Source organism: Bacillus cereus group sp. BfR-BA-01441, assembly GCF_022663075.1.
Lineage (GTDB): Bacteria > Bacillota > Bacilli > Bacillales > Bacillaceae_G > Bacillus_A > Bacillus_A cereus.
In genome coordinates, this window is record NZ_JAKUEU010000025.1 from 40479 (window position 1) to 66825 (window position 26347).

Here is a 26347-nt window from a genome sequence, read left to right on the forward strand (position 1 = left end):
ACTTCCTTCCAAAAATTAATTTTCAATACTAACTTTATTATTAGCAATACCTAATAATCGTTCTCGTATTTCCTCTTTACTCATTTCACCAAAATCATTCATAAACCGTCTTAGAATTACTTGATCTATCAAAACAGCTTTTCCTATGTGAATTTTAGGGAATATTTGTTCTGGATGGATTTCACCTTCATTTAATAACTCTTCATACATTTTTTCACCTGGTCTTAATCCAGTAAATTCAATTCCGATTTCTTCAATAGAAAAACCTGAAAGAGTAATTAAATTTTTTGCTAAATCTACAATTTTCACTGGGTCTCCCATATCGAGAACAAATAATTCCCCACCTCTAGCTAACGTACCAGCTTGAATCACTAATCTAGAAGCTTCTGGTATTGTCATAAAGTAACGAATCATATCTGGGTGAGTAACTGTTACAGGTCCACCCTTTTGAATTTGTTTCTTAAACAGAGGAATTACACTTCCCCTACTCCCTAGGACATTACCAAACCTAACAGCAACAAAACGTGTACTAGTACTTACAGCTGCCATATGTTGGACAATCATTTCTGCAAATCGTTTTGTAGCCCCCATTACATTTGTCGGATTTACAGCTTTATCTGTAGAAACCATTACAAACGTATTTACTTTAAACGTATCTGCCGCTTCAGCTACATTTTTCGTACCAAAAATGTTATTTTTAACGGCTTCCTCTGGATTACGCTCCATTAAAGGAACATGCTTATGTGCCGCAGCATGATATACGATATATGGTTGATGCCTTTTCATTATTTCAAAGATTTTATGACGATCTTGTACGTCAGCAATTTCTGTCGTAATTTCAACCGCATCTTTATAGGTAACTCTCATTTCCATTTCGATATTATAAATACTGTTTTCACCATGTCCTAAAAGTACGATTTTTGCAGGTCTATACTTCATCACTTGACGGCAAATTTCTGATCCAATTGATCCACCGGCACCTGTTACTAAAATCGTTTTGTCTGTAATCTTTTCCCCAATACCTGCATCATCTAACTTTATTGGTTCTCTCCCTAATAAATCTTCTACTTGTACATCACGGAATTCATTAACAGAGAGTTTACCATCTAAGAGGTCTTCTAGCATCGGTACAATTTGCGTTTTCGCTTTTGTTTTTCTACACTTCTCAAAAATTTCATTGATTTGACTTCTATTTAAAGAAGGAATAGCAATAATAATATGTTCTATATCATTATCTTCTACAATTTCTTTAATATGATTTGTTGTACCAACAACCGGCACATTATAAATTTCTAATTTTTGCTTATTTTTATCATCATCAACAAATGCAATTGGATATAAATCAGCTTCTTTATTATGTTGCAACTGACGTACTACCATTGTCCCTGCTGAACCAGCACCAATAATCAATGTTCGTTTTTTATCAGTAGTTTTTGTAATATATGTATCACGGAACATACGCCATACGAAGCGAGAACCACCTATTAATAATAAATGTAACATCCATGCGATTGCTAAAATACGAACATAAATATCGTGATTTACAATTTGTTGAACGATTGCCGTTACTACAATTGAAAGCGTAATCGCCTTAAATATTTGCTTTAATTCTCCGATACTTGCATATTCCCACGCTTTGTTATAAAGCTTATAAATAGCAGCAAAAATATGATGACTACACAATAATGTAATAGAACTAATAACTACTGTCATAGGAATTTTGTTTAATACATTTGGATGTATAAACCAATAACTTAAATACACGGCAGTTAATACTATAAATGAATCTAATAAAATTAATAATGATAGCCGTTTTCGATAACTCAATATATCTGTTCCCTTCTTTATATAATTCGTATCTTATCGATAATAAAAAAGAACATTTCCTTATGAATATACCTCTTCCTTTTTTACAAGTTCTTTCATATATTCCATTAAATCAACTTTTAATTCTTCATTTTGAAGTGCCATTTCAATCGTTGTCTTAATAAATCCAAACTTCTCTCCAACGTCATAACGAGTGCCTTCAAAGTCATACGCAAATACACGTTGAATTTCATTTAAACGCTGAATCGCATCTGTTAATTGAATTTCCCCACCAGCACCTGTTTGTTGATTTTCAAGGAACATAAAAATTTCTGGCGTTAATACGTAACGACCCATAATTGCTAAATTTGATGGCGCAGTTCCTAGAGCTGGCTTTTCAACAAATTGGCGTACTTGATAACGGCGATCATTTTGTTCAACTGGATCAATAATACCGTAACGATGTGTTTCATTTTCTGGTACTGTTTGTACACCAATAACGGATGATTGTGTATCTTCATATTGATCCATTAATTGACGTAAACATGGCGTTTCTGCTTGCACAATATCATCACCAAGTAATACCGCAAATGGTTCATTTCCAATAAATTTACGTGCACACCATACTGCATGCCCTAAACCCTTCGGTTCTTTTTGTCTTATGTAATGAATGTTAATTTTTGAAGAAGCTTGTACTTTTTCAAGCATTTCATACTTCCCTTTTTCTAAAAGGTTTTGTTCTAGTTCAAATGAATGATCAAAATGATCTTCAATCGCTCGCTTTCCTTTTCCAGTAACAATAATAATATCTTCAATTCCTGATTCAATTGCTTCTTCTATTATGTATTGAATTGTCGGTTTATCGACGATAGGTAACATTTCTTTCGGCATCGCCTTCGTTGCTGGTAAAAATCTTGTCCCAAGACCAGCAGCTGGGATAATTGCTTTTCTTACTTTTTTCAATTATACTCCCCCTATAAATCTATTTATTTTTATGTAACAATAACAAAAACCCTACCTATAGAGTCATTTTTATAACTCCATAGGTAGAGTTTCTATTAAAAATAAATTATGGGCATCTAACCCATCCTCACGCCATACTCCCGACGACAAGCGTCTAAGGTAGGTTCGAAATAAAAATTTCTACCCACAGCACGACCGAGTGCCCCCATTGATAACGGTTAGGAGACATCACCGATTCTTTATTTAAAAAATACCGAACAATTTTTTACGACGAATTTGTTCTGGATCTTCTTTGTAAATTGCTTTCCCACTAATTAATAAGTACGGATTTTCTTTTAAATCACTCATAACATTCATTCCGAATTCTTTCTCAATCAGTTCATAACTTTCTGCTAAATGAAATCCTCTTGAAGTTGTGTTATGTGCATCTGAAGCGACCATATGTGTTAAATTATGTTCTACAAGCTGTAGTGAGAATTTTTTAATTTTTTTACCGAAATTCCCTAGTAAACTCCCTGCTGTTACTTGCGTAAGTGCACCTTTATTAACAAGGTTATATAACTTATCTGGCCGCTCGATTAACTCGGCATTACGTTCCGGATGAACAATAATTGGAATCATTCCCTTTACACGTAATTCGTATAATAATTGTTCGGCATAACGAGGTACGTGATTCGATGGAAATTCAATGAATATATATTTATTTGTTTCATTTAAAGTAACGATTTTACCAGCTTCATAGTCTTCTAATAAATCACCATATAATCTGACTTCTTGCCCAGGTAAAATGGTAAGTGGAATATTATGTTGTTGTAGTTCATCATTTAGTTGTTTTACGTGATGAATAATTGAGGTACGTTCATTTACATATTTGCCATTTTGATGGTGCGGCGTTGCGACAATGGTATGTATTCCTTCTAACACGGCTTGTTGTGCCATTGCTAAACTATCGGTCACTGTCTGTGCACCATCATCGATACCAGGTAAAATGTGACAATGTAAATCTATCATTTGTTTCATCCTCCCTCTCTCCTATAAAGATCTTTTTTCCCTTGAATATGAGATATTGCTCATATTCAAGGGAAAAAAGGAGATATGTTTTTACCATATCTCACTTTAAAATTAGTTTGCACCGTAGTAATAATATAAGCCGTTTTCACGTTCACGATCGTTTAGAACAACGCCCAACAATTTACCTTTAGCCGATTCTAACAATCCTTTTGCTTTTACTGCTGTCTCTTTTTCTGTTGATTCACTACGAACAACAAGAATAGAAGCATCACATACATTTGCCATAATTTGCGCATCGGTTACAGCTAAAATTGGTGGCATATCAAAAATAACTAAGTCGTACATGCTGTATGCTTGTCCAAGAAGTTCTTTCATTGATTTTGAGCCTAACAATTCAGCCGGATTTGGTGGGATTGGACCACAAGCTAAAAAGTGTAGATTGTCTACAGATGTCGTTTGTACACATTTTTCTAAACGTTCACTATGTGTTAATACGTTCGTTAATCCGAAAATGTTATCTACTTGGAACATTTGATGCATTGCTGGTTTACGCATATCTGCATCAATTAATAATACTTTTTTTCCTTGTTGAGCAAACACAACAGCCATATTCGCTGTCGTTGTTGTTTTCCCTTCACTTGGATTTGCAGACGTGACCATTAATGAATGTAAATTCGTATCAACAGCTGCAAATTCAATATTCGTTCGAATATTACGATATTGTTCTGAAATTGGTGATTTCGGTTGTTGATGAGCAATTAATTGACGGCGTTGACGATGATTCTTTTTCTTTTTAAATAAATTAAGAGCCAATTGTTTGTCCCCTCACTTTTCTTGATGATGGAGCGTGTGATTTCACGTTCATTGTTTCTTCATCCATACGAGCTACAATCCCTAATACTGGTAAGCCAAGTAAATTTTCTACATCTTCTTCTTTTTTCACTGTGTTATCTAAGTACTCTAGTAAGAATGCAAGACCAACTGAAGCCATTAAACCAACAATGAAAGCAATTGCCACATTTAACATTGGACGTGGTTTAATTGGAGATTGATTTTCTGCAACTTCTGCTTTAGATAGTACTGTTACGTTATCAACGTTCATAATTTTTGCAACTTCACCTTTAAATACATCTGCAGTTGCATTTGCAATATCACGAGCTAGTTTTGGATTTTTATCCTCAGCTGTTACAGAGATTACTTGTGAATCCTTTTCATTCGCAACATTAATCTTTCTAGTTAGCGCTTGGGCTGTCATATTTAAATTTAATTTTTCATTCACTTGTTCTAAGATTACTGGACTTTTAATAATAACCTTATATGTATTCGTTAATTGAATATTCGTTTGAATTTCACCAGCTTGGAACATTGCCCCTTCTTGCTTCTTCTGGTTAACAAGAATTTGCGTCGAAGATTGATAGATTGGTGTCATGAAGAAAAAGCTAATGATAGCACTTACAATAGCTGCACCAAAGGCGATTACGAGGATCATTGCTAAACGTTTTTTTAAGATATGAAATAACTCTTTTAGACTAATTGTTTCTTCCATAGGTTCCTCCAACTTTCTAAAATTTACACATAGGAAAAATTATAACATATAAATCTTACATTTTTTATTTTTAATAATTCAGTTCTATATTTGTTCACAAGAAACAAGTTTAATCTTACAAAATAATCTTAAATATGACAACACATTCCAATGATTTCCCAAAAATTTTATCATATCATGCTTTTTACAATGTATAACTTGATAAATAATTTTCAGAAATCAAAAAAGCCAACAAATTTTTGTTGGCCTTTTCATATTTTAGTAATAACCATACTGTTCTTTTTCTTCTCTTTTATCGTTCAAAATAACACCTAGTAGTTTGCCTGATGCTTTATCTAATATTTGTTTCGCTTTTACGATTTTATCTTTTTCTGTCTTTTCACTTCGTACAACGAGTACGATTCCATCACATTTATTCGCTAGTATTTGTGCATCTGTAACCGCAAGGACAGGTGGTGTGTCGATTAATATAATATCAAACATGTTATATGCTTCTAGCAACGCCTCGTCCATTGCCCGGCTCCCTAATAGTTCTGCTGGGTTTGGCGGGATTGGACCTGCTGCCATTAAGTATACGTTCTCTATATCTGTTTTTTGAATGCATTGCACGAGTTTCGCTTGTCCTGATAATAGGTTCGTTAACCCATTTGAACTATGAATAGCAAATAAGTTTTGTATCGTCGGCTTACGCAAGTCAGCTCCAATTAATAAAACTTTCTTTCCTTGTTGTCCGAAAACAACTGCTAAGTTTGCGATTGTTGTTGTTTTCCCATCACCTGGATCGGCTGAAGTAACAATAATAGAACGAACATGATTATCTACAGATGTAAACTCAATGTTTGTACGAATGTTACGGTATTGTTCTGTAATACGCGATTTAGGCTCTTTATGTGTAATTAATTGTCGTAATGGTTTTCTTTTCTTTCTCCCGAACATATTCATAATCTCCTTTTGTGAAATGCGACATTTCCCTTTTCTCTCTTTTATGCTCGATTTCATACGTCTAATTAATTTTTTGCTGTTTTCCCCATATTTCATCATAATCAATAACATTCTACTTTGTCTTATTTAAGTATCTTAACAATATGACAATGCCCTTATTTCTTTATTACCTTTATCACTTATCCTGTTTTCTAGATAAATAATAAAGTAAGTATATGGTAATTACCATCTATTTACAAGATATTTTCTGATTAGTTTGTATATTATCGTTTCATTGTTATATAGCAGAAACTAAAAAATCCCCTTGTCTTTTCACAAGGAGATTTTTTAGTACTATCTATTCTTTTTTATCACCAATCGCAAATGTAATTTCTGCCTCACATGCAACTTCACCATCTACTGTTGCGATTGCTTTTCCTTTTCCAATTGGGCCGCGTACGCGTGTCATTTCTACTTCTAGACGAAGTTGATCACCTGGGCGTACTTGTTTTTTGAAACGGCAATTGTCGATACCTGCAAAGAAAGCAAGTCTTCCGCGGTTTTCTTCTTTCTTTAATACTGCAACTGCTCCGACTTGTGCTAATGCTTCTACAATAAGTACACCAGGCATAACTGCATAGTCAGGGAAGTGTCCGTTAAAGAATTCTTCGTTTGCGGATACATTTTTAATCCCAACCGCTCTTTTACCTTCATCTACTTCTAATATTTTATCAACAAGTAAAAATGGATAGCGGTGAGGAATGATTTCTTTAATTTGTTCTATATTTAGCATATAACAATCGCCCCTTTTGCAATATTGGTCTTACCACTTGGACATATTGCTATTATCCCATTTTGTTTATTGTTTGTCATTACAAAGTAACATTTTATATTTAGTACAACTTCCTAAAAAAAATGCACACACTCTATTCCATTAAAATAGTTGCACATTTTTGCAACTGACACGGAGGTGGAAAGGAGTGTATGCCCAAATTAGGGAAAGGCAATATGTATTGAAACATTATTTGCCTTAATGTCGTATTCGACTCATTATATTATAAACGTTTTCAATTAAGGAAATATTAAATTTAACCATATATATGAATATTTTACCTGTTTCCTTCACATTTCTCTATTTTCCTTCCATTTTCGCAAAAAATCAAAATAAAAAAATATAAAAACGAAAAAAAAGAACTAAGGCATTAGCCTTAGTTCTTTCAAATTATCTCAAAGCACGCTTTGGTAATCTGTCGATATTCTCTAACATAATACCTGTACCAACCGCAACGCAGTGCATTGGGTTTTCAGCAATTAATACTGGTACTTTTAGTTCTTCTGCTAGAAGCATGTCGATACCGTGTAGTAAAGCTCCACCGCCTGTTAGAATAACACCGCGGTCGATGATATCTGCAGATAATTCTGGTGGTGTGCGCTCTAATACGCCTTTTGCAGCTTGTACAATAACAGCTGCATTTTCTTTTAATGCTTCTGTAATTTCTTCAGAGCATACTGTAATTGTACGTGGTAAGCCTGTTACCATGTCACGTCCGCGAATTTCAAGTTCTTCGCTACGTGCACCTGGGAATACTGTACCAACTTTAATTTTAATATCTTCTGAAGTACGTTCTCCGATTAATAGCTTATACTTACGTTTAATATAGTTTAAGATCTCCATATCAAACTTATCGCCAGCCATTTTGATAGAGGAAGAGGTAACAATATCACCCATAGATAGTACAGCGATATCTGTTGTACCTCCACCAATATCAACAACCATGTTACCGCTTGGTTGGAAGATTTCCATACCAGCACCAACTGCGGCTACTTTTGGTTCTTCTTCTAAAAATACTGTTTTACCACCTGAACGTTCAGCAGCTTCACGAATTGCTTTTTGTTCTACTGATGTAATATTTGTTGGACAACAAATTAAAATACGAGGTTTTGAAAAGAAGCTCTTTACGTCCAATTTGTTAATGAAATACTTTAACATTGCTTCTGTAATTTCGAAGTCTGCGATTACACCATCTTTAAGTGGACGAATTGCTACAATATTACCAGGCGTACGTCCCACCATGCTTCTCGCTTCTTCACCTACTGCTAATACTTTACCACTATTACGATCAATTGCCACAACAGATGGCTCATTTAATACAATACCCTTACCTTTAACATGAATTAATACGTTAGCCGTACCTAGGTCAATTCCGATATCTCGCGCAAACATTCCCGTTTTTTCCTCCTCGATATTCAAAATCAGGTTACACCCGAATTCTTTTCACCTAATTTCTGATTTTATCATAAATTTAACAGAAACGTAATATTCGCAAAAAGAATTCTTCTGAAAAATATTACCGAATGTGAACGGAATGTTTGCTACTGTAACATTATTGACGTACAGGCTTCTCTACATCTTCTTTTCTATACTTTTGCTTTGTTGCTTCTCCACCTCTTAAATGACGAATAGACTTATGATAATCAAGAATTTCTTTCACTTCATTTGCGAGCTCTGGATTAATTTCTGGTAGACGCTCTGTTAAATCTTTATGGACTGTACTCTTTGATACCCCAAATTCCTTTGCAATGACACGCACTGTCTTTCTTGTCTCCACGATATACTTACCAATCTTGATAGTTCTCTCTTTGATGTAATCGTGCACACCACTCGCCTCCCTAATTTGGATGTGAGAAGGGTGAAATGAGCCTCGCTGCATACGACTAAGAAGTAAGTGTGAGTGCTGTTTGTAAGCGTTAAACATTCTTGGATTTATAATGAAATGATTCACGATTTCTCACCTCAAACACTCTCTTTGCTTTGGTTTATACCATTGTATTGCCCGCACTACTGATATATGCTACATGTTCACTATTTTTGCGGACTAAGTTAAGAAAAATTACGTTTTTTTGTGAGAAATACGTTAACAGTGACTATTTTGACGAAAAAAAATGACACCTTATGTATAAGGCGTCATTCTTCTCTTTCAAACTCTTCTTCTAATAATTGATGGTGGGGAACCTCTTTCTTACCGGCAATATAATAATATAAGGTGAATAAAACAAACAATAAAATAATAGCAGTCGACAGAACAAATAAAAATGACACAGTATCCCCTCCCTTTTGTAATATATATTCGAGAATCTCGTCATTTTTCCTTGTTTTTGCAACTTTTTTCTCGAAATTGAGTATTTTTATATAAAGTGAAACTTTAATCAGTGGGTGCCATTTCCCACTGATTATTAGCTTTCACCAATCGGGCTTTTACGGGCAGTTGATGCCCGACCTAACTTCTTAGCTTTTACTGAATTTTGAAGTAGGGGTCTTACTGCCCGTTAATGCGGGATAAAAATAAAAAAATCAGCTCCCCTAGTGGGAACTGATTTTTTCACTTTCTTATTCTTGTGAAGAAGAATCGTTAGATGATTCTGTAGAACCATTTGTTGATTTTTCTTCTTTCTTCGGTTCTTCTTTTTTGTCACTAGTTGAACCGCTTGTTGATTTCTCTTCTTTTTGAGACTTGTCTTCTGTTTTACTTTCTGGTTTCGTGCTCGTTGACTTCTCTTCTTTTTGAGATTTGTCATCAGCTTTTTTACCAGAAGCATTCGTAGCCTTTGCAGCACCTGCATCAGCTTTAATTTCTGTTACTGATTTATTTAAGTAACGTTCAGGGTTCACAGCCACATTGTCTTTACGTACTTCAAAGTGAACGTGAGAGCCTGCCTCTTTATTCATTGCACTTAGACCGGATGTTCCTAATACTTCACCTTGTGCAACTCTTGCACCTTTTTCTACTTTCACACTGCCTAAGCTTTGATAAGATACCGCTACACCATTTCCACTATCAACTGTTACAACATAACCAAGAAGTGAATCTTTTTCAGCTTTCGTTACTGTACCACTTAAAGCAGCAGCAACATTGAATTCTTTTCCATTCTTCGCAGCAATGTCAATTCCTTTGTTCGGGGAATATGTGTTGTTATAAAAGACAAGTGCTTTTTCTTGTTCCGCCTCAGTTGCTGCATCTTCATAGAATTTCTTCTGTACGACTACTTCCGCATTCGCGGCAGCTGGCATTTTCACTACTTCTGAAGATTTCGTTACTGGTACTGCTGGATCTTCCGATTGTGTATACGGTGTTGCTTGATCGTGGTTTGGAGTCTTCTTCGGATTAGCTCCTTGGAACCATAGCGCAACCATTAAGATTACCGCTGCACAAGCAATGTATAGTGCCGGAAACACCCATCTTTTTTGAAATAAATGTACTACCTTTTGCGACTTTTTATTATTTCTTCCTCGCATTCCATCATCACCTCAGCAATCATTTTGAACAATATTCACGTATCCTATACAACGTATAACTAATTACTTTTCGACAAAATCTGTAAAAATATGTATAAGAACTGTAAAATTTCCGAGGAAATGATAGAAAAAAGAAAAAACTGAGCACTTTTAGCTCAGTTTTTAGTCTAATTGTTTCTTTTTATATACGATTAAACATACAACGAGCGATATAATAAGCCAAACTGCAACATTTAATACATGCCCACTAATACTACTAAATCCCGCCCCACCTACTAAGCTTTTAAGTGCTTTCACAATATGAGATGTTGGAAGATATCCAATCATCGTCTTAATTACTTTATTTTCAACCATTGGCTCAAACTGTACAGCCAAATACATCGTCATTAATATCGGCATTCCAATTATTGATGTTTGTGGTACAGAAGATGCAAGTAATCCGATCATTGTTCCAAGTACGATAAACAAAATAGTTCCGCATAAGAATATCAATCCTACCAATGGAAGATTAATATTTAACTGATCTAAAATGAATAAATTTACAATACAAATGACCATCGTCAGACCCGATGTTAATAAACTCTTTCCAAGTAGAACTTCAACCGAAGATGCCGGTGATAGCATTAATACACGCAATGTATGTTTTTCTTTTTCTTCTGCAATTACCATAGATTGAACAAAGCCTGCGACAAATAGGAAGGCCGTTATAGTAGTAATACCTAACATTTCCTTTCCCACTCCAAATCTGCTAAACAAAAATGAAAGTATAATTGGTAAAAATGCCATTAACAACACTTGTGAATTTGTCTTAAAATCTTGTACTTCTTTTCTAAAAATAGCTGATACACGTCTCATTGAAAATGTCATTATAATCCCCTCCCAGTAACTTCAATAAAGATATCGCCTAGCGTTGGTTCGTGTGAATGAATAGATAACAGTTCGCCCTTTTTCATCCATTCTGAAATACGATTTGCGCCTAATTCATCTTTTTGCACTACTTCTTTTCGTTTACCTTTTAATACGACCTCTATTTGATCCTTAGCGTATTGTAAGCGCAGGTTCTCTGGCGTATCGAGTGCTACAATTTCTCCGCCACAAAGGAAGGCAATACGGTTACAAAGCGTTTCTGCTTCATCCATGTTGTGCGTCGTTAAGAAAATCGTCGTTCCTTCTTCATTTAAGTCTTTTAAGATTTTATGAATGTTTTGTACGTTTACTGGATCAAGTGCAGATGTTGGTTCATCTAAGAAGAGGATATCTGGTTTATGAAGGATTGCTCTCGCTAGTGTGACGCGTTGCTTCATTCCCTTTGATAATTTCTTTACTGGTGTTTTTTTATCATCTAATAAATTTACTTGTGTTAGTACTTCATCGATTCGTTCTTTTTTGCAATCGTATAAGTCACAAAATAATAGTAAGTTATCATAAATGCTAAGTCTTTCATATAAGCCGCTGTTATCTGTTAAAATACCAATTCGTTTGTAATCGATGCTACTTGGTCCTGTAATATCTTTCCCTAATACTCTTACCGTTCCAACACTATGAAGCAATTGAGAAGTTAAAATTTTTACTGTTGTCGTCTTACCAGATCCACTCGGTCCGAGGAATCCGAATATCTCTCCTTGCTTCACCTCAATATTTACATTTAGAAGTGCCGTTTTTCCACTGAAACTTTTCATTACATCTTTCATTTCAATTGCCAATGTCATTTCTTCATCCCCTTTGTTTTTCTTCTTTATAGATGAAAGTCGCTTTAGCGCTTTTCGTTCGTTTGTTTCGCTTTTCTTGACTCAATCATATGAAAAACAAAGGGTTTACGCAGTAAAATACCGGTAAAAGGAGTATTTTTACCGGTGAATGAATCGCATGTTGAGCTTATTGGAGCACTTTTTATAGCCCAATCACACCTTTTAATTCATCCATGCGTCCTTTTGAAAGCGGAATCGAACTTTTTCTTTCGTCGTCTAAAATTAAACTGAAACTGTTACGAGTCCATGTAATCACTTCTCGTACTCTTTGTAAATTTATAAGGTACGAGCGATGACATCTAAAGAAACCAAAACCTGTTAATCTCGCTTCTAGTTCACTTAATGTTAATGCACATACGAAATCGCCTTCACGAACGTGAATATGCGTTACTCCGTTTTGCGTTTCAATGAAATGGATTTCCATCGGATCAAGTAAAATGATTTTATCGTTCACTTTCGCAGGTATTCTTTCTAACTTCATTTGCGGAATCATTTGAATGACTTTTTCTTCACCGACTTCTTCCACTTCCTCTTGCTCAATTTCTATCTTTTTCACACCATCATTGTTTAATATGTATACATCCTCTGTTAACGAAAGGGCATCCGATAAAAATGATGACGTAATAAAGATTGCCTTTCCTTGCTCTTTCATTTTCATAATTGCTTTTCGAATAATAACCGTACTCTCTATATCTACATTTTGCTCCGGTTCTTCCAAAATAATTAAATCCGGATTATGAATCATTATTCGTCCAATATGAAGACGACGCTTCTCTGAAAATGATAGTTTTTCTATTTTAACGTTTAGCTTATCTAGGAGACCAACAGACTGCACAACTTCTTCTATACTTATCTTTGATTCATAAAGCCCTATTAAAAACTTAAAGTATTCTTTCACCTTCAAACGATCATATGCCTCATCCTTCAAAAAACAAAAGCCGATGCGGGAATAATTTTTCTTTCCAATTGCTTCTCCTTCAAACAGTACATTGCCAGTCGAAGCTTCTTCTTCACCAATAATAATGCGGTGTAACACTTTAGCTGTATGATTATTGCATTGCAAAACAATACATTGTCCTTTCTCAACCTTTAGCTCAATTGCCGGTAACTGGTTCGTCTTCCCTAATTGTTTCAACTCTAGTAACGCCATTTCATTTCCCCCAAATGCCTTTTTATCCTATTATATCAAACAGTTAATGGAAAATTATGATATTTTAAACAAAAAAAATAGATGCCAGAGTTCTGACACCTATTTCTTCACCATCAATTTTCCTTCATAATCATTCATCGTCTTTATTTCAACGCCTTTATAGTAATGAGCGACGATATCTGTATATTTCTTTCCTTCCGCTGCCATGCCGTTCGCCCCATATTGACTCATACCAACGCCGTGACCGAAGCCTTTCGTCGTAACGATGATTTTATCTCCTTGTTGTTTCCACGTAAAATCAGAAGAACGTAAATCTAACTTTTCACGAACTTCTTTTCCTGTTAATGTTTTTCCTTGAAAAGCTACATCCTTTACGCGCTTTCCTTCCGTAAGGTCTTTAATATTTCCAACCTTCCCGTCTGCTAACACTTTCACACCGAGACGTTTTTGAAAATCAGCTACTGTAAATGTTTGCTCACTCGTAAACTTTGGAGAGGCTTGATCCCACGGACTATCTACACTTTTCAAGTACGGATAATCATTTCCCCAATAGTCAGCTGCATTTTCTGTTCGGCCATTACTCGTTGAAAAGAAGGATGCTGAAATTGGTTTTCCATCATACGTTAAAACTTGTCCTGCTGTTTTCGAAACGGCTTCTTCGATTTTCTTCAAATTATTTTCGTAGTTATTACCCCATTGCTTCTTCAATTCATCTTTGCTTTTGTACACTTGATCTTTCACCGTATCTGTCACGTCCGCATTATTTTTCTTTCCTCCGCTTAGCATACGTTGTACTACAAATGTTCTCGCTGCTAATGCCTGCGCCTTTAGTGCCTCTATTTCAAAACTGGCATTCATCTCAGAAGCTACTACACCTGTCACATACTCCTCCACTGGTAATGTTTCTACCTTCTTCTGTTTTTCGCGATATACAGCAACTTGAACAGCTGTATCTACTTTTCCTGGAGCTGGTATGCTTTCTATCGGTGGAGGAGTGTTAGAGGCCGTTTCTTCCCCTACTTTTGCTTTCGCAAATGGAATAACAAGGGCTGCAGGTACAATGATAACGAGCGCTATTAAGAGCGCTACTGTAATAAAAAGTGGCTTTGAAAATTTCATCCTATTTTCCTCCAATATAAAAGCTTTACTCCATTCATTCTTATGGAACAACTCTTTCTTTTAGAACATACTTAAGGGGAAGAGTATAAAACAGAAATTTTCTAAATATTTTTACTGGTACGTGCATAAGTATAGAATTTATTGACTATAACAGTAATAACCAAAAAAAATAGCCCCTATGTCAAAAGACATAGAGACTATTTTAATTAAGCGTGAAGATCAGAAACTTCTTGTTCTTTCACTTCTTCTACTTTTTCGTTTACACGTTCAATAGTTGCACCTAATGCAGCTAATTTCTTATGGAAGTTTACATAGCCACGGTCAAGATGTTTTAACTCAGTTACACGAGTATAACCTTCTGATACTAAACCAGCTAAGATTAATGCAGCTGCAGCACGTAAGTCAGTTGCTGCTACTTCAGCACCTTGTAAGCTGTTTGGACCGTTCATAATAACAGAACGACCTTCAATTTTAATATCAGCATTCATACGACGGAATTCTTCAACGTGCATAAAGCGGTTTTCGAATACCGTTTCTGTAATCATGCTTGTTCCATCAGCTTGTAGTAATAATGCCATCATTTGTGATTGCATGTCTGTTGGGAAACCTGGGTGAGGCATAGTTTTAATATCAACCGCTTTTAACTTATCTGGGCCGATAACACGTACACCTTCGTTTTCCTCAATAATTTTAACACCCATTTCTTCCATTTTCGCTGTAATTGAGCGTAAATGTTCAGGTACAGCATTTTCAATTAAGATGTCTCCACCAGTAATTGCTGCTGCAACCATGAATGTTCCCGCTTCAATACGGTCAGGAATAATAGAGTGGTTTGCACCATATAATTTATCAACGCCTTCGATACGAATCGTTCCAGTTCCAGCTCCGCGTACTTTCGCTCCCATCGCATTTAAGAAGTTAGCTAAGTCAACGATTTCTGGTTCTTTCGCTGCGTTTTCAAGAATTGTTGTCCCTTTTGCTAATGTAGCTGCAGACATAATGTTTTCTGTCGCGCCTACGCTTGGGAAGTCTAAGTAGATTTTAGCTCCTTTTAGTTCTCCCTCAACATATGCCTCAACAAAACCGTTACCAACCTGTACTTTTGCTCCCATTGCTTCGAAGCCTTTTAAATGTTGGTCAATTGGACGTGAACCAATTGCACATCCACCAGGAAGTGCAATACGAGCACGACCGTTACGTGCTAATAATGGTCCCATTACTTGAACAGATGCACGCATTTTACGTACATATTCAAATGGTGCTTCAATGTTTAGTTCTTTAGAAGAATCGATTGTTACTTGATTATTTTCAAATACGACTTCAGCATTTAAATGACGTAATACCTCATTAATTGTGTATACATCAGACAAAACTGGTACTTCAGATAGTACATTCTTTCCATCACTCGCTAATAGGGCTGCAGCGATTATAGGTAATACAGCATTTTTTGCGCCCTCAACACGCACTGTGCCGTTTAACCGCTTTCCGCCACGGACGATGATCTTTTCCAAATTATTCCCCTCCGTGTCCTTTTTTCAGTATCTATTCACTCAATACTCAGAAGTTATGATCGGTGTGCCAACCACAATTGTATCTTTGTTGTCTGTAGAACGTATTGCTATTTGCACATTTATTTTCTCTCTATTTGTTGAAAGAGCGTCATCCCACTTTTTATTGTATGCGGAGACTGACACAAATGCTCTTTCTTCTACTTGTTCGATCGCTCTTGCTGAAAGATCTTTCAAAACCTGATTGGTTTTATTTTGCAAAACACCTTCAATCTTATCATTCAGTACACCTTGAACACAAGTGTAAATTATAGGTTTTTCACTAAAAATTTTATTCATGTTTTGAACATACTTCGGGTCCCATTTCGCCCCACTTACTTCAAAGATAATGAAAGTGTTTTCTTTAGTATTTTCTTTACTCCAAGTTACTACTACTCGTTCTTCATAAGAAGAAAGCTTTTTATAGGATGTAGCTTTATATCCATCTGGAGATTGCTCTACTTCCCACTTTTGAATATTTGCCTTTTCCTTCACATCGTTTAACAACTTTTGAAACGTATGTATGTTAGAAATTGTTTTTGTTTCTCTCGCTAACCATGACCATTTTTCTACTTTAGCATCATTTTTCTCTAAAGCCTTGATCATGCTCTCCATTTTCTGTTCATCGCTTATCGGTTTCATCTCTCTATATCCAACCAAAAATAAAACAACACTAAGTGCAACAATAAGAATGGCTTTAAGCTTCAATTTCATCCCCTCCTATCCCCATTGTTAACGGAGATTTGAGGTTCTATACACTTACTTTACTAAATACGTTAAACTCTTCGAATAGCCTAAATAATCAAGGAAAAAGTTACTTACAGATGTCCCAATTGCAATTGTAATTAAGATGAGTAATACTCGCGTCTGCAGCACTTTTCCGGACTTCATTAAACGCTCAATGTGAATGCCTTGTAAGGCCCACCACGTAATGGTAATAAACAATAAATGCGAAACAATGGCAATCAGTGCTTGTTGCCCTAAAAGTTGTGCCAAAAAATCGACCCCTTTTTACTCAGCTACTACTTATGAAAGAATATAAAAACGATACCATAATAAGTAGGAGCTACACTTTTTCAAATGCACATAGACATCTTACATTTTACATCGTGATTTTCTTTCCAAAAACGTATATCTACATTACAAGTTAACACAAAATAAAAAGCGCAGAGTACTGACTCCACACCTTTTATTTTCACTATTGTACCACGTTCCCTAAGAAGAAGAAATCTTTCATTAATGGAAAATATTCATAAAAGAAATTGTACCCAATCATCGGCATAATCCCTAGTATTACAATCGAAATTGCACAAAGACTCATAACAACCTTTATATTTAACGGTAACCGTATTCTCTCTTCTGTCTCTCCGGTGTGGAAAAACATTTGTTGTAAAATACGGAAATAATATACGAATGAAACAACTGTCGTACCCATCATAATCGAAGCTAGTACGTAATGTGCTGGCTCTACATGAAGTGCGCCTAAAAAGATATTAATCTTTCCAATGAAGCCAGCCGTTCCTGGTATCCCAGCCAACGATAAAATAAAAATTGTCATCATTATCGCTGTAAATGGCGACCTTTTATATAAACCTGTGAAAATTGTTATATTTTCCTCATTATTTTGTAAGATTAAGCCATGGATGATAGCAAATGCCCCTATATTCATAAGCATGTATGCCAGCATATAAAACCATATGCTATCCATCGTAAATGGTGATAATGCCACAAGTGGAACGAGTAAATATCCTGCATGAGCAATGCCCGAATAAGCAAATAAACGCTTTATATTGTATTGTTTTAATGCGACTACATTCCCAACAATCATCGTAATACTTGCTAGCACCGCAATATATATACTCATATGCCCATATAAAGATTGCATATCTCCTTGTATTAATACACTTGCAAAGATCATAAGGAACAAACGAATAATGAGTAGGAACCCGGCAATTTTAGAAATCGTTCCAAGAAAAGCAGTAACTGGTGTAGCCGCTCCTTCATACACATCAGGTGCCCACATATGAAACGGCACTGTGGCAATTTTAAATGAGAGACCAACTAGCAATAAAAGAAATGCGAGAGCTAACAATAACTGAATACCACTAGCGAGTTCCCCAGTGAGTACCTTTTGCATATCTACAATGTTAGTTGAACCTGTAATACCGTATAAATAACTCATTCCGAAGAGCGTAATCGCCGTTCCAATTCCTCCGCTAATGACGTATTTCATTGCCGCTTCATTTGATGCACGGCTCTTTTTTCGTATTCCTACTAAAATATAAGAAGAAAGTGAAAGTAACTCCAAGCCAACGAAAAGGGTAATAAAATCTACACTAGAAGCCATGAACATCGCACCAAGAAGTGCCATTAAAAATAAGTAATAATATTCACCTTTATCTTCGATTGGATTCTTCTTATCATCGCTCATTGCGGTGCATAAAATGAGGGCTGAGGCACCTAATAGTAACGTTTTAAACCCTTTTGAAAATCCATCTAACACAAACGATCCATTTAAAATATCTCCTGCCGGTTCGCTATATAGAGTAATTAATGACACGATTGCTAATACGATGGCAGCAATCGCACCAAGAGCTACATATCTATGGTTCAACTTAAAAAACAAATCACATATGGAAAGGAGGATGGCGGCGCCGAGAATAATAAATTCTGGCACCATTAGATGCCACGATAAGCTAAGTAACGTATTCATATCCATCCTACTTCACCCCCAATGTTTTCAATGTATTTTGAAGCGGATCCCCTAGTATTTCTGGCATAACTCCAATTGCAATAATACAAACGATAAGTAGTAAAACAGGGACATACTCCCATCCGTGTATATCAGATTTTGCTTCCCACTCTTTCTTTCCAAATGTCACTTGAAGTGTCGCCCTTAATACATATACAGCGGTTAAAATGATGCCAATCACACCGACTGCAGCAATGACGGGCTCTCCTTGAAATAAACCAAGAAAGGCAAGAAATTCACTAACAAACCCAGACATCCCTGGTAATCCGAGCGATGCCATTCCTCCTGCTAAGAAGAAGCCGCTAAGTACTGGGACACTTTTTGCGAGTCCACCAAGCGCTGTAATGTCTGATGTTCCGAAACGTTGTTCTATAACACCGAGTAAGAAAAACAGCAAGGCTGCAATTAAACCGTGCGATACAACCTGGAATAACGCTCCTTGTGTACCAGGTGCATTAAGTGACGCAAGTCCCATTAACACAATTCCCATATGCGAAATACTAGAGTAAGCCAGTACTTTCCTAAAGTCTGTTTGGATGAGCGCTAAAAAGGCACCGTATAATAAATTAATTACGCCTAATATCGCAATTAGTGTTGCAACATCGTGAAAATATTCCGGGAATAGCCCTTTCCCGAAGCGAATAATACCGTACGCTCCAATCTTCAGCAAAACACCCGCATGAAGCATAACTACAGCTGGATGCGCTTCTATGTGTACATTGACCATCCAGCGGTGCAACGGAAAAACAGGTAGTTTAATTGCAAAAGCAATCATTATGGCAATAAATACACTAAGCTGCAAACTACTTGGGATGACGAGTGCTCCCTCTGCGTTTACGCTTCTTAATATCTCTTTCAGCTCCACAATATTTGTTGTACCTGTTTTCGCGAACAAAATTGAGAAAACAATGAGCAAAATAGCTGAGCCAATACCGTTATATATTAAATAACTATACGCAGCCTTTTCACTCGACAATTTTCCCCACTTTCCAATTAATAAGAACATTGGTGGCAACGTAATTTCAAAGAAGATAAAAAACAACATTAAGTTTTGAGCAGCAAAGACGCCGAGCATTCCTATTTCTAGCATGAGTAACAGCATATAAAATGCTTTTAAATTTCTTTTAATAGAAAAGGCTGCAATTGCTGCAAGCGTTGCTAGAAGAGCCGTCAGTACCATCATGACAAGCGACAAACCATCAATACCGAGCTCGTAATAAATAGAAAACCACCTTTTATCTACCGCTGTAAAATCGCCGAACTTAATCCATTTCATCTTTTCATCGAATAGTGACAAATTCTTTCCAGAAGCATATGTACAAGCGAGGACGATAGCGATTCCAAATGGAAGTGCCGTCCCAAATAGGCCAAGCGCTCGCACTGTACGCAATTCCTTTTTCGGTGTTAATACAAGCAATAAAATTCCTAAAAGCGGGGAAAAAATGAAGAACGTTAACAACAAATCATTCATCGTAAATCCCCTCCCGTATAGAGCAAAATAATGACGAGTACAGCGAGCGAAACCGCCGTTACAGTACCGTACACTTGTACATTCCCGTTTTGAAGTTTCGATCCAAGGTTACTTGTGCCTTTCACTACACTTGCAATTAAAACTGCAATTCCTTCGACTACATACAATTCAAATAAGCGAAGCACATGAGCGATTCCTTTCGTAATAGGGATCACCGTCATGTTGTATAGTTCATCCACATAATATTTTTCTTTCAAAAGATTATAAAGCGATGTTTCCGTACCCCCAGCCCAATTCCTAGAAATTGATTTCTTGCTATATATGAAATATGCAAGAGCGATTCCCGCAAATGAAACGAATGTCGCAACAATCATAATCCAAACTGGTCCATGCGCTTCTTCAAACTTAAACCCTACATCTTTCGTCAACCAATCTCCGAGAAACGTCCCAAACCATGGTGTATTTATATATCCTACCACTACTGCGAGAACGCCGAGAACAATCATTGGATACGTCATAACGCGAGGCGATTCATGCACTTCTTCCTTCGTCTTCGTTTCTCCAGTAAAGACAAGAAAGTATAGGCGGAACATATAGAACGCTGTTAAAAACGCCGCAATTACCGCTAAAGTAAATAAAACGTAATTGCCATTCATCCACGTCACCGCTAAAATTTCATCTTTGCTGAAAAAACCGGAAAGCAGCGGAACACCGCTAATGGCAAGGGTACCTATTAAAAATAGCGTACCAGTTACTTTCATCTTCTTCTGTAAACCGCCCATTTTATTAATGTTTTGCGTATGCACAGCATGAATTACACTTCCTGCCGCCAAAAATAGTAGTGCTTTAAAAAAAGCATGTGTCGTTAAATGGAATATACCAGCTACATAACCGGCAGAACCTAACGCGAGCATCATATACCCGAGCTGGCTAACTGTAGAATAAGCAAGCACCCTCTTTATATCTGTTTGCACAAGACCGATAGAGGCCGCAAAGATTGCAGTGAAAGCTCCAACGATTGCCACTGTCTGCATCGCCACTGTACTTGCTGAAAATAGAGGGAACATCGTCGCTACTAAATATACGCCAGCTGCGACCATCGTCGCCGCGTGAATAAGTGCCGAAACGGGCGTTGGCCCTTCCATTGCATCTGGCAACCACGTATGAAGCGGGAACTGACCTGATTTCCCCATCGCCCCGATAAAAATTAATATCGCTGTTATTGTAATCATGTAAGGAGGTAGATCCCCTGTATAAATCGCCCTAAATATTGCGTCATATTCAAAACTACCTGCGTACCAAAAAATTAAAATCATCCCGATAAATAAACCAACATCCCCAATACGGGTCATAATAAAAGCCTTTTTTGCAGCAGCCTTCGCTTCTTCTTTAAAGAAATAAAAACCGATAAGTAAAAATGAGCCAAGGCCAACTAATTCCCAAAATATATAAAGTTGTAATAAATTCGTTGATATAACAAGCCCTAACATCGCAAATGTAAAGAGTCCTAAATATGCGTAAAAGGTTGGTAATCGTTCATCACCTTTCATATAACCTTTCGAATACACATGTACAAGTAGACTCACAAGCGTCACGATAAATAACATTAAAGCTCCTAATGCAGTCACTTCAAAGCCGAATGATATATCCACATCTCCAGCTCTAAGCCACACCCACTTATGCTTCACGCTTGCTTCTGAAAACCTTTCTATTAACACAAGTACCGCAAGTATAAAGGAGAGAAAGACGAAAAAAATACTAAGTACGCTGCTTCCTTCTCTAATTTTCTTCCCGAATATAATAAGTAACAAAAACGAAACGAGTGGGAAAAGCGGTATGAGCCATGCATAATCGATCATTGTTTCCTTCCCCCTTTTTCGGTCACAATGCTATCCTTTGAGCGTATCCATTTCATCCACCTGAACTGTCGTACGATTACGATATAAAGCAATTAAAATAGCGAGTCCTACCGCCGCTTCCGCTGCCGCTACAGCCATCGTAAACAGTGAGAAAATTTGACCTGTTAAATTCGGAAATAAGCCTAATTTACTAAACGCCACTAAGTTTAAATTGGCAGCATTCAGCATTAATTCGATACAAACTAATACGATTACTGTATTCCGCTTTGTTAAAGCTCCAAATAAACCGATGCAAAACAAAATAATCGCAAGTGTTAAATATGCAGAAGCTGGAACGCTACTCATTGGAATCCTCCTCTTTCTCGTCCTTTTTCGCAAGTATAATTGCGCCAACGAGTGCTACAAGTAAAATAACTGAAGTTAGTTCAAATGGAATAATATATTTTGAATAGAGAAGCGTACCGATTTGAAGTGTGTTGTTTTCATGGAGAGGTAAACTTCCTTGTGTGCTTTCATTTGCAAAATCAACATTATTAACAGCGAAATACATAACCGCTCCAAATGCTACAACTGCAAAGAAGATAATCCATTTTCGAAGAGTAAGACGCGATTCATTTTCCGCGTTATGTTTCGTTAACATAATGCCGAAAATCATAATAATTGTGATTGCACCAGAGTAAAGTAAAATTTGTGCAACGCCTATAAATTCGGCTGACAAAAGAAAATACAAACCTGCAATGCTGAGAAATGTCAGAACGAGAGCTAGCATCATGTGCATAACTTTCGTTAAGTTCAACATAAGAACACCGCCGATAATTGCAGACAAGGATAGTATAAAGAATGCTACAAACTCGCCATTCATGCCTTATTCTCCTTCCTGACGTTTTCGTCGTTTTCGTCAAGCCACTGCAAATTTTTAAATAAGTCATCACGTGAATATTCCGCGAGTTCAAAGTTATTTGTCATGACAATTGCCTCTGTCGGACAAACTTCTGTACATAAATCACAAAGAATACAAATTTCAAAATTAATATCATACGTGTCGATAATTTTTCCTTTTTTCGTAGGATCCGGATGTTTCTTTCCTGTTAACTGAATACAGTCTGTCGGACAAATGTTAGAGCACTGATTACAAACAATACATTTCTCCGGATAAAATTTTTGAATCCCCCGAAAACGGTCTGGCAACGGCAACGGTTGATTTGGATAATCATACGTTACCTTCTTCTTGCTCAAATTACTTAATGTATATTTTAACCCTTTAAATAGTCCTTTCATCTCTTACTGGCACCCCCCTCATAGATTAGAAGAATAACTCCTTAATCAATGCCGTTAAGAAAATATTTGCAAGTGCAATCGGCAATAATACTTTCCATCCAAACTCCATTAACTGGTCACCTCTTATACGCGGGAACGTAACGCGGAACCAAATTAATAGAAAGACTACACTGCTAAATTTCAAAGCAAACCATACGGCACCTGGGATAAATCCAAGAAACATGACTGGATTCCATCCGCCTAAAAAGAGCACTGTAATTAACGATGCCATCCCGAAGAAATATACGTACTCTGAAAGCATGAAAAACGCCCAGCGAAAACCTGAGTATTCCGTATGATATCCAGAAACAAGTTCTGACTCCGCTTCCGGCAAATCGAATGGCGTCCTATTTAACTCTGCAACTGCTGCGATTAAGAAAACGACGAATCCAATTGGCTGTACGAAAATGTACCAGACCCTCTCCTGCGCCGCTACAATCTCATTTAAATTCAGACTACCAGCTAGCAAAACGATGCCAATTACACTCATTACGAGCGGAATCTCATAAGAAATCATTTGCGCCGCCGCACGCATCCCTCCTAAAAGGGAATATTTATTATTCGATGCCCATCCCCCAGTTACAACACCTATCGTCGTAATACCGGAAACAGCAATATAATAAAGTAGCCCGACTCCAATATCTGCAAATTGAAATTTATCAGTGAACGGGATAACCGCAAGCACCATAAATGCTGGTGCAAATGCAATGACAGGCGCTAATATAAACAGCGGTTTATCTGCTGCTTTCGGAATACTATCTTCTTTCAATAATAGTTTTAAAACATCAGCTACCGTTTGCAGTAAACCGAATCGGCCTCCAACCTGGTTTGGTCCAATCCGCCCTTGCATAAACCCCATCACTTTCCGTTCTGCCAAAATTCCATATGTAACGAAGCCAAGGACTGCAAATAGTAGAAGTACCGCTAATCCGAAAAAAATGAAGAAATTCGTCCAGCTTGAAGGTGATTGTAAGAGCGTCTCAATCATTAGCCATCAACCTCCCCAAGTACAATATCAACTCCACCTAAAATCGTAATTAAATTAGCGATGTTTTCACCTTTCAATAACTTCGGTAAAATTTGCAAGTTATAAAAAGATGGCCTACGAAACTTCAAACGGTACGGCTCTTTCTTTCCGTCACTTGCGATATAACAACCAATCTCTCCGCGCGGCGATTCGATACGTACAAATGCTTCTCCCTTAGGTGCCTTAATAATTTTCGGTACTTTTGCCAGCACAGCTCCATCTTTCGGGAACTGCTGAACCGCTTGCTCAACAATCTTTAAAGACTCCTCGATTTCTTGCATTCGGCAAACGTAGCGATCCCAAGCATCTCCCACGCTTCCAAGAGGAATATCAAAATCAAAACGATCATAAATCGAATACGGCTCATCTTTGCGAAGATCCCAGTTTACTCCAGTGCACCGCAAATTTGCTCCGCTTAAAGAATACGAGATTGCTTCTTCCGCGCTATATATACCAACGCCTTTCACACGATTTAAGAAAATCTCATTACCGCTAACAAGATCGTGATACCCTGCTAATTGCTCCCTCATATACGGAACAAACTCTTCCACCTTTTCAATCCAACCATCTGGCGCATCCCACTTCACACCGCCAACTCTCATATAGTTAAAAGTAAGCCGTGCCCCGCATAATTCATTTAATAAATTTATAATCATCTCTCGTTCACGAAACGCGTACAAAAACGGGCTGACCGCTCCTATATCAAGAAGATTCGTCCCCCACCAAACGAGATGACTCGCAATTCTTCCTAACTCCATCGCAAGTACTCGCAAGTATTCGGCACGCTCTGGAATTTCAAGCCCCATCATCGTCTCTACAGCATGGCAAATGACGTAATTATTCGTCATGGCTGATAAATAGTCCATTCGATCTGTATAAGGGATAATTTGCGTATACTGTAAGCTCTCAGCGATCTTTTCGGTCCCGCGATGCAAATATCCAATAACAGGTGTAGCTTCTTTAATAATTTCCCCGTCAATCTTAATTACGAGCCTGAACACACCATGTGTACTCGGATGCTGAGGTCCTACATTCAAAAGCATCTCTTCCGTGCGGATCATAGCTACACCTCCACATCATACGGTTCATAGTCTTTTCTAAGCGGATATCCTACCCAATCATCTGGCATTAAAATACGCGTTAAATTCGGATGCCCTTTAAATACAATGCCGAGCAAATCATATGCTTCTCGCTCCGGCCAGTCAGCTCCTTTCCAAAGCGCTGTCACAGATTCGACTTGCGGCGCTTCCCGGTCTAGCTTTACCTTCACCGCTACCAATTGTTTCTTGCCATATGAAAACAAATGAACATACACTTCCATATGTGTCACAAAATCCGTCGCATGTAGCTCTGACATATAATCAAAAGCAAGTCCCTCATGGAATCGCAGTGACTCCATCACTTCATAATACTTTTCTGGATCCACCACAAGAGTTGGCACATCCTTTGACAGTTTATTAATGTAGGAATCTACTAATGCACCCTCTCCTAACTTCTCCCTAATAGCCTCAACATACTGATTTAAATACGGCTGATTTACGGACGGTTCTTCCTGCTTCGGCTCATCCTCTTTCTTACCTTCAGCTCCCTTTGTCTTCGCTCTTGCAGCCGCTGCTGCTTTCGCTTTTGCCGCTGCAATTGCCTTTGCCTTTTCATCTCCCGAATCCCCATCACCTTGCGAGGCTTTCTGCTTCGCCAATGCTGCCGCTTTCGCCTTTGCCGCCGCCACCGCTTTTGCCTTGGCTTTCTCTTTTTCTTCTTCCGTTACTTCTTCGGTTCCTTCTCTTTTTTGCTTCGCTAATGCTGCCGCTTTTGC

Annotated in this window: 27 protein-coding genes; all 27 read right to left on the bottom strand. The window is 37.2% G+C overall.

Annotated features, from left to right (window positions below; all coding sequences use genetic code 11):
• Nucleotides 1–15: 15 nt before the first annotated feature.
• The gene (locus tag MR107_RS12900; protein ID WP_242292418.1) at nt 16–1827 is read right to left on the bottom strand and encodes a polysaccharide biosynthesis protein; all 1812 of its coding nucleotides are present in this window, start codon (nt 1825–1827) and stop codon (nt 16–18) included.
• 60 nt (nt 1828–1887) lie between these two features.
• Nucleotides 1888–2769 (bottom strand): UTP--glucose-1-phosphate uridylyltransferase BpsC, encoded by an 882-nt coding sequence (gene bpsC, locus MR107_RS12905; RefSeq protein WP_098293317.1) that lies wholly within the window; start codon nt 2767–2769, stop codon nt 1888–1890.
• 243 nt (nt 2770–3012) lie between these two features.
• Entirely contained in the window at nt 3013–3780 is a 768-nt protein-coding gene (locus MR107_RS12910; RefSeq protein WP_098293339.1) for a tyrosine-protein phosphatase, read from the bottom strand.
• 111 nt (nt 3781–3891) lie between these two features.
• On the bottom strand, nt 3892–4593 hold the full coding sequence (locus tag MR107_RS12915; protein WP_061457913.1) for a CpsD/CapB family tyrosine-protein kinase: 702 nt from the start codon (nt 4591–4593) through the stop codon (nt 3892–3894).
• The gene (locus MR107_RS12920; protein WP_098293319.1) at nt 4583–5326 is read right to left on the bottom strand and encodes a YveK family protein; all 744 of its coding nucleotides are present in this window, start codon (nt 5324–5326) and stop codon (nt 4583–4585) included. Before MR107_RS12920 ends, MR107_RS12915 begins: the two co-directional genes overlap by 11 nt.
• Nucleotides 5327–5584: 258 nt before the next feature.
• Nucleotides 5585–6262: a CpsD/CapB family tyrosine-protein kinase gene (locus tag MR107_RS12925; RefSeq protein ID WP_000467946.1), complete on the bottom strand. Its 678-nt coding sequence runs from the start codon at nt 6260–6262 to the stop codon at nt 5585–5587.
• Nucleotides 6263–6605: 343 nt separating this feature from the next.
• Nucleotides 6606–7040: a 3-hydroxyacyl-ACP dehydratase FabZ gene (fabZ, locus tag MR107_RS12930; protein ID WP_000931959.1), complete on the bottom strand. Its 435-nt coding sequence runs from the start codon at nt 7038–7040 to the stop codon at nt 6606–6608.
• A 429-nt stretch (nt 7041–7469) separates the two neighbouring features.
• On the bottom strand, nt 7470–8471 hold the full coding sequence (gene mreB, locus MR107_RS12935) for a rod shape-determining protein (protein WP_000457978.1): 1002 nt from the start codon (nt 8469–8471) through the stop codon (nt 7470–7472).
• Between the two features lie 160 nt (nt 8472–8631).
• A complete protein-coding gene (gene spoIIID, locus MR107_RS12940) occupies nt 8632–8904 on the bottom strand; it encodes a sporulation transcriptional regulator SpoIIID (RefSeq protein WP_000544012.1) in 273 nt (90 codons plus the stop codon).
• Nucleotides 8905–9212: 308 nt separating this feature from the next.
• Nucleotides 9213–9347 (bottom strand): hypothetical protein, encoded by a 135-nt coding sequence (locus MR107_RS12945; protein WP_000008901.1) that lies wholly within the window; start codon nt 9345–9347, stop codon nt 9213–9215.
• Between the two features lie 288 nt (nt 9348–9635).
• Nucleotides 9636–10541 (bottom strand): stage II sporulation protein SpoIIQ, encoded by a 906-nt coding sequence (locus MR107_RS12950; RefSeq protein WP_001214926.1) that lies wholly within the window; start codon nt 10539–10541, stop codon nt 9636–9638.
• A gap of 162 nt (nt 10542–10703) precedes the next feature.
• Nucleotides 10704–11408, bottom strand: coding sequence for an ABC transporter permease (locus MR107_RS12955; protein WP_048655556.1), 705 nt, complete (start codon nt 11406–11408; stop codon nt 10704–10706).
• A complete protein-coding gene (locus MR107_RS12960; RefSeq protein WP_242292419.1) occupies nt 11408–12250 on the bottom strand; it encodes an ABC transporter ATP-binding protein in 843 nt (280 codons plus the stop codon). The genes MR107_RS12955 and MR107_RS12960 overlap by 1 nt, the downstream gene beginning before the upstream one ends.
• A gap of 181 nt (nt 12251–12431) precedes the next feature.
• A complete protein-coding gene (locus MR107_RS12965; protein ID WP_001185925.1) occupies nt 12432–13439 on the bottom strand; it encodes a LytTR family transcriptional regulator DNA-binding domain-containing protein in 1008 nt (335 codons plus the stop codon).
• 99 nt (nt 13440–13538) lie between these two features.
• On the bottom strand, nt 13539–14558 hold the full coding sequence (gene spoIID / locus MR107_RS12970) for a stage II sporulation protein D (RefSeq protein ID WP_242292420.1): 1020 nt from the start codon (nt 14556–14558) through the stop codon (nt 13539–13541).
• A 206-nt stretch (nt 14559–14764) separates the two neighbouring features.
• Complete coding sequence (gene murA / locus MR107_RS12975) at nt 14765–16069, bottom strand: UDP-N-acetylglucosamine 1-carboxyvinyltransferase (protein WP_000411274.1); 1305 nt, start codon at nt 16067–16069, stop codon at nt 14765–14767.
• Nucleotides 16070–16108: 39 nt separating this feature from the next.
• Complete coding sequence (locus MR107_RS12980) at nt 16109–16813, bottom strand: YwmB family TATA-box binding protein (protein WP_000767916.1); 705 nt, start codon at nt 16811–16813, stop codon at nt 16109–16111.
• A 51-nt stretch (nt 16814–16864) separates the two neighbouring features.
• Entirely contained in the window at nt 16865–17101 is a 237-nt protein-coding gene (locus MR107_RS12985; RefSeq protein WP_000057889.1) for a DUF1146 family protein, read from the bottom strand.
• A 202-nt stretch (nt 17102–17303) separates the two neighbouring features.
• Nucleotides 17304–18818 (bottom strand): NADH-quinone oxidoreductase subunit NuoN, encoded by a 1515-nt coding sequence (gene nuoN / locus MR107_RS12990; RefSeq protein WP_368738391.1) that lies wholly within the window; start codon nt 18816–18818, stop codon nt 17304–17306.
• A gap of 7 nt (nt 18819–18825) precedes the next feature.
• Nucleotides 18826–20328 (bottom strand): NADH-quinone oxidoreductase subunit M, encoded by a 1503-nt coding sequence (locus MR107_RS12995; RefSeq protein ID WP_017656724.1) that lies wholly within the window; start codon nt 20326–20328, stop codon nt 18826–18828.
• Nucleotides 20325–22187, bottom strand: a complete 1863-nt coding sequence (gene nuoL / locus MR107_RS13000; protein ID WP_242292422.1) for an NADH-quinone oxidoreductase subunit L — start codon at nt 22185–22187, stop codon at nt 20325–20327. The genes MR107_RS12995 and nuoL overlap by 4 nt, the downstream gene beginning before the upstream one ends.
• Nucleotides 22188–22217: 30 nt before the next feature.
• Nucleotides 22218–22532 carry an NADH-quinone oxidoreductase subunit NuoK gene (nuoK, locus tag MR107_RS13005; RefSeq protein WP_000100079.1) on the bottom strand — a complete coding sequence of 105 codons (315 nt, stop codon included), beginning with the start codon at nt 22530–22532 and terminating at the stop codon, nt 22218–22220.
• Nucleotides 22525–23049, bottom strand: coding sequence for an NADH-quinone oxidoreductase subunit J (locus MR107_RS13010; protein ID WP_001012812.1), 525 nt, complete (start codon nt 23047–23049; stop codon nt 22525–22527). Before MR107_RS13010 ends, nuoK begins: the two co-directional genes overlap by 8 nt.
• Nucleotides 23046–23465: an NADH-quinone oxidoreductase subunit NuoI gene (gene nuoI, locus MR107_RS13015; protein WP_000677191.1), complete on the bottom strand. Its 420-nt coding sequence runs from the start codon at nt 23463–23465 to the stop codon at nt 23046–23048. Before nuoI ends, MR107_RS13010 begins: the two co-directional genes overlap by 4 nt.
• A gap of 25 nt (nt 23466–23490) precedes the next feature.
• Complete coding sequence (gene nuoH, locus MR107_RS13020) at nt 23491–24492, bottom strand: NADH-quinone oxidoreductase subunit NuoH (RefSeq protein WP_000573432.1); 1002 nt, start codon at nt 24490–24492, stop codon at nt 23491–23493.
• Nucleotides 24492–25592 carry an NADH-quinone oxidoreductase subunit NuoD gene (gene nuoD / locus MR107_RS13025; protein WP_000621428.1) on the bottom strand — a complete coding sequence of 367 codons (1101 nt, stop codon included), beginning with the start codon at nt 25590–25592 and terminating at the stop codon, nt 24492–24494. The genes nuoH and nuoD overlap by 1 nt, the downstream gene beginning before the upstream one ends.
• A 2-nt stretch (nt 25593–25594) precedes the next feature.
• On the bottom strand, nt 25595–26347 hold a 753-nt coding region (locus MR107_RS13030; RefSeq protein WP_242292423.1), incomplete at its 5' end, for an NADH-quinone oxidoreductase subunit C.

Bases quoted from the DNA above. Each gene is read 5' to 3' on its own strand.
- MR107_RS12950 (WP_001214926.1), bottom strand. From the start codon at position 10,541: ATGCGAGGAAGAAATAATAAAAAGTCGCAAAAGGTAGTACATTTATTT.
- MR107_RS12960 (WP_242292419.1), bottom strand. From the start codon at position 12,250: ATGACATTGGCAATTGAAATGAAAGATGTAATGAAAAGTTTCAGTGGA.
- spoIID (WP_242292420.1), bottom strand. From the start codon at position 14,558: ATGAAATTTTCAAAGCCACTTTTTATTACAGTAGCGCTCTTAATAGCG.
- MR107_RS13010 (WP_001012812.1), bottom strand. From the start codon at position 23,049: ATGAATGGCGAGTTTGTAGCATTCTTTATACTATCCTTGTCTGCAATT.
- nuoI (WP_000677191.1), bottom strand. From the start codon at position 23,465: ATGAAAGGACTATTTAAAGGGTTAAAATATACATTAAGTAATTTGAGC.
- MR107_RS12995 (WP_017656724.1), bottom strand. From the start codon at position 20,328: ATGAATGATTTGTTGTTAACGTTCTTCATTTTTTCCCCGCTTTTAGGA.
- MR107_RS12910 (WP_098293339.1), bottom strand. From the start codon at position 3,780: ATGATAGATTTACATTGTCACATTTTACCTGGTATCGATGATGGTGCA.
- nuoH (WP_000573432.1), bottom strand. From the start codon at position 24,492: ATGATTGAGACGCTCTTACAATCACCTTCAAGCTGGACGAATTTCTTC.
- mreB (WP_000457978.1), bottom strand. From the start codon at position 8,471: ATGTTTGCGCGAGATATCGGAATTGACCTAGGTACGGCTAACGTATTA.
- MR107_RS12965 (WP_001185925.1), bottom strand. From the start codon at position 13,439: ATGGCGTTACTAGAGTTGAAACAATTAGGGAAGACGAACCAGTTACCG.
- MR107_RS12920 (WP_098293319.1), bottom strand. From the start codon at position 5,326: ATGGAAGAAACAATTAGTCTAAAAGAGTTATTTCATATCTTAAAAAAA.
- nuoL (WP_242292422.1), bottom strand. From the start codon at position 22,187: ATGATCGATTATGCATGGCTCATACCGCTTTTCCCACTCGTTTCGTTT.
- nuoK (WP_000100079.1), bottom strand. From the start codon at position 22,532: ATGAGTAGCGTTCCAGCTTCTGCATATTTAACACTTGCGATTATTTTG.
- MR107_RS12955 (WP_048655556.1), bottom strand. From the start codon at position 11,408: ATGACATTTTCAATGAGACGTGTATCAGCTATTTTTAGAAAAGAAGTA.
- nuoD (WP_000621428.1), bottom strand. From the start codon at position 25,592: ATGATCCGCACGGAAGAGATGCTTTTGAATGTAGGACCTCAGCATCCG.
- fabZ (WP_000931959.1), bottom strand. From the start codon at position 7,040: ATGCTAAATATAGAACAAATTAAAGAAATCATTCCTCACCGCTATCCA.
- MR107_RS12925 (WP_000467946.1), bottom strand. From the start codon at position 6,262: ATGTTCGGGAGAAAGAAAAGAAAACCATTACGACAATTAATTACACAT.
- nuoN (WP_368738391.1), bottom strand. From the start codon at position 18,818: ATGAATACGTTACTTAGCTTATCGTGGCATCTAATGGTGCCAGAATTT.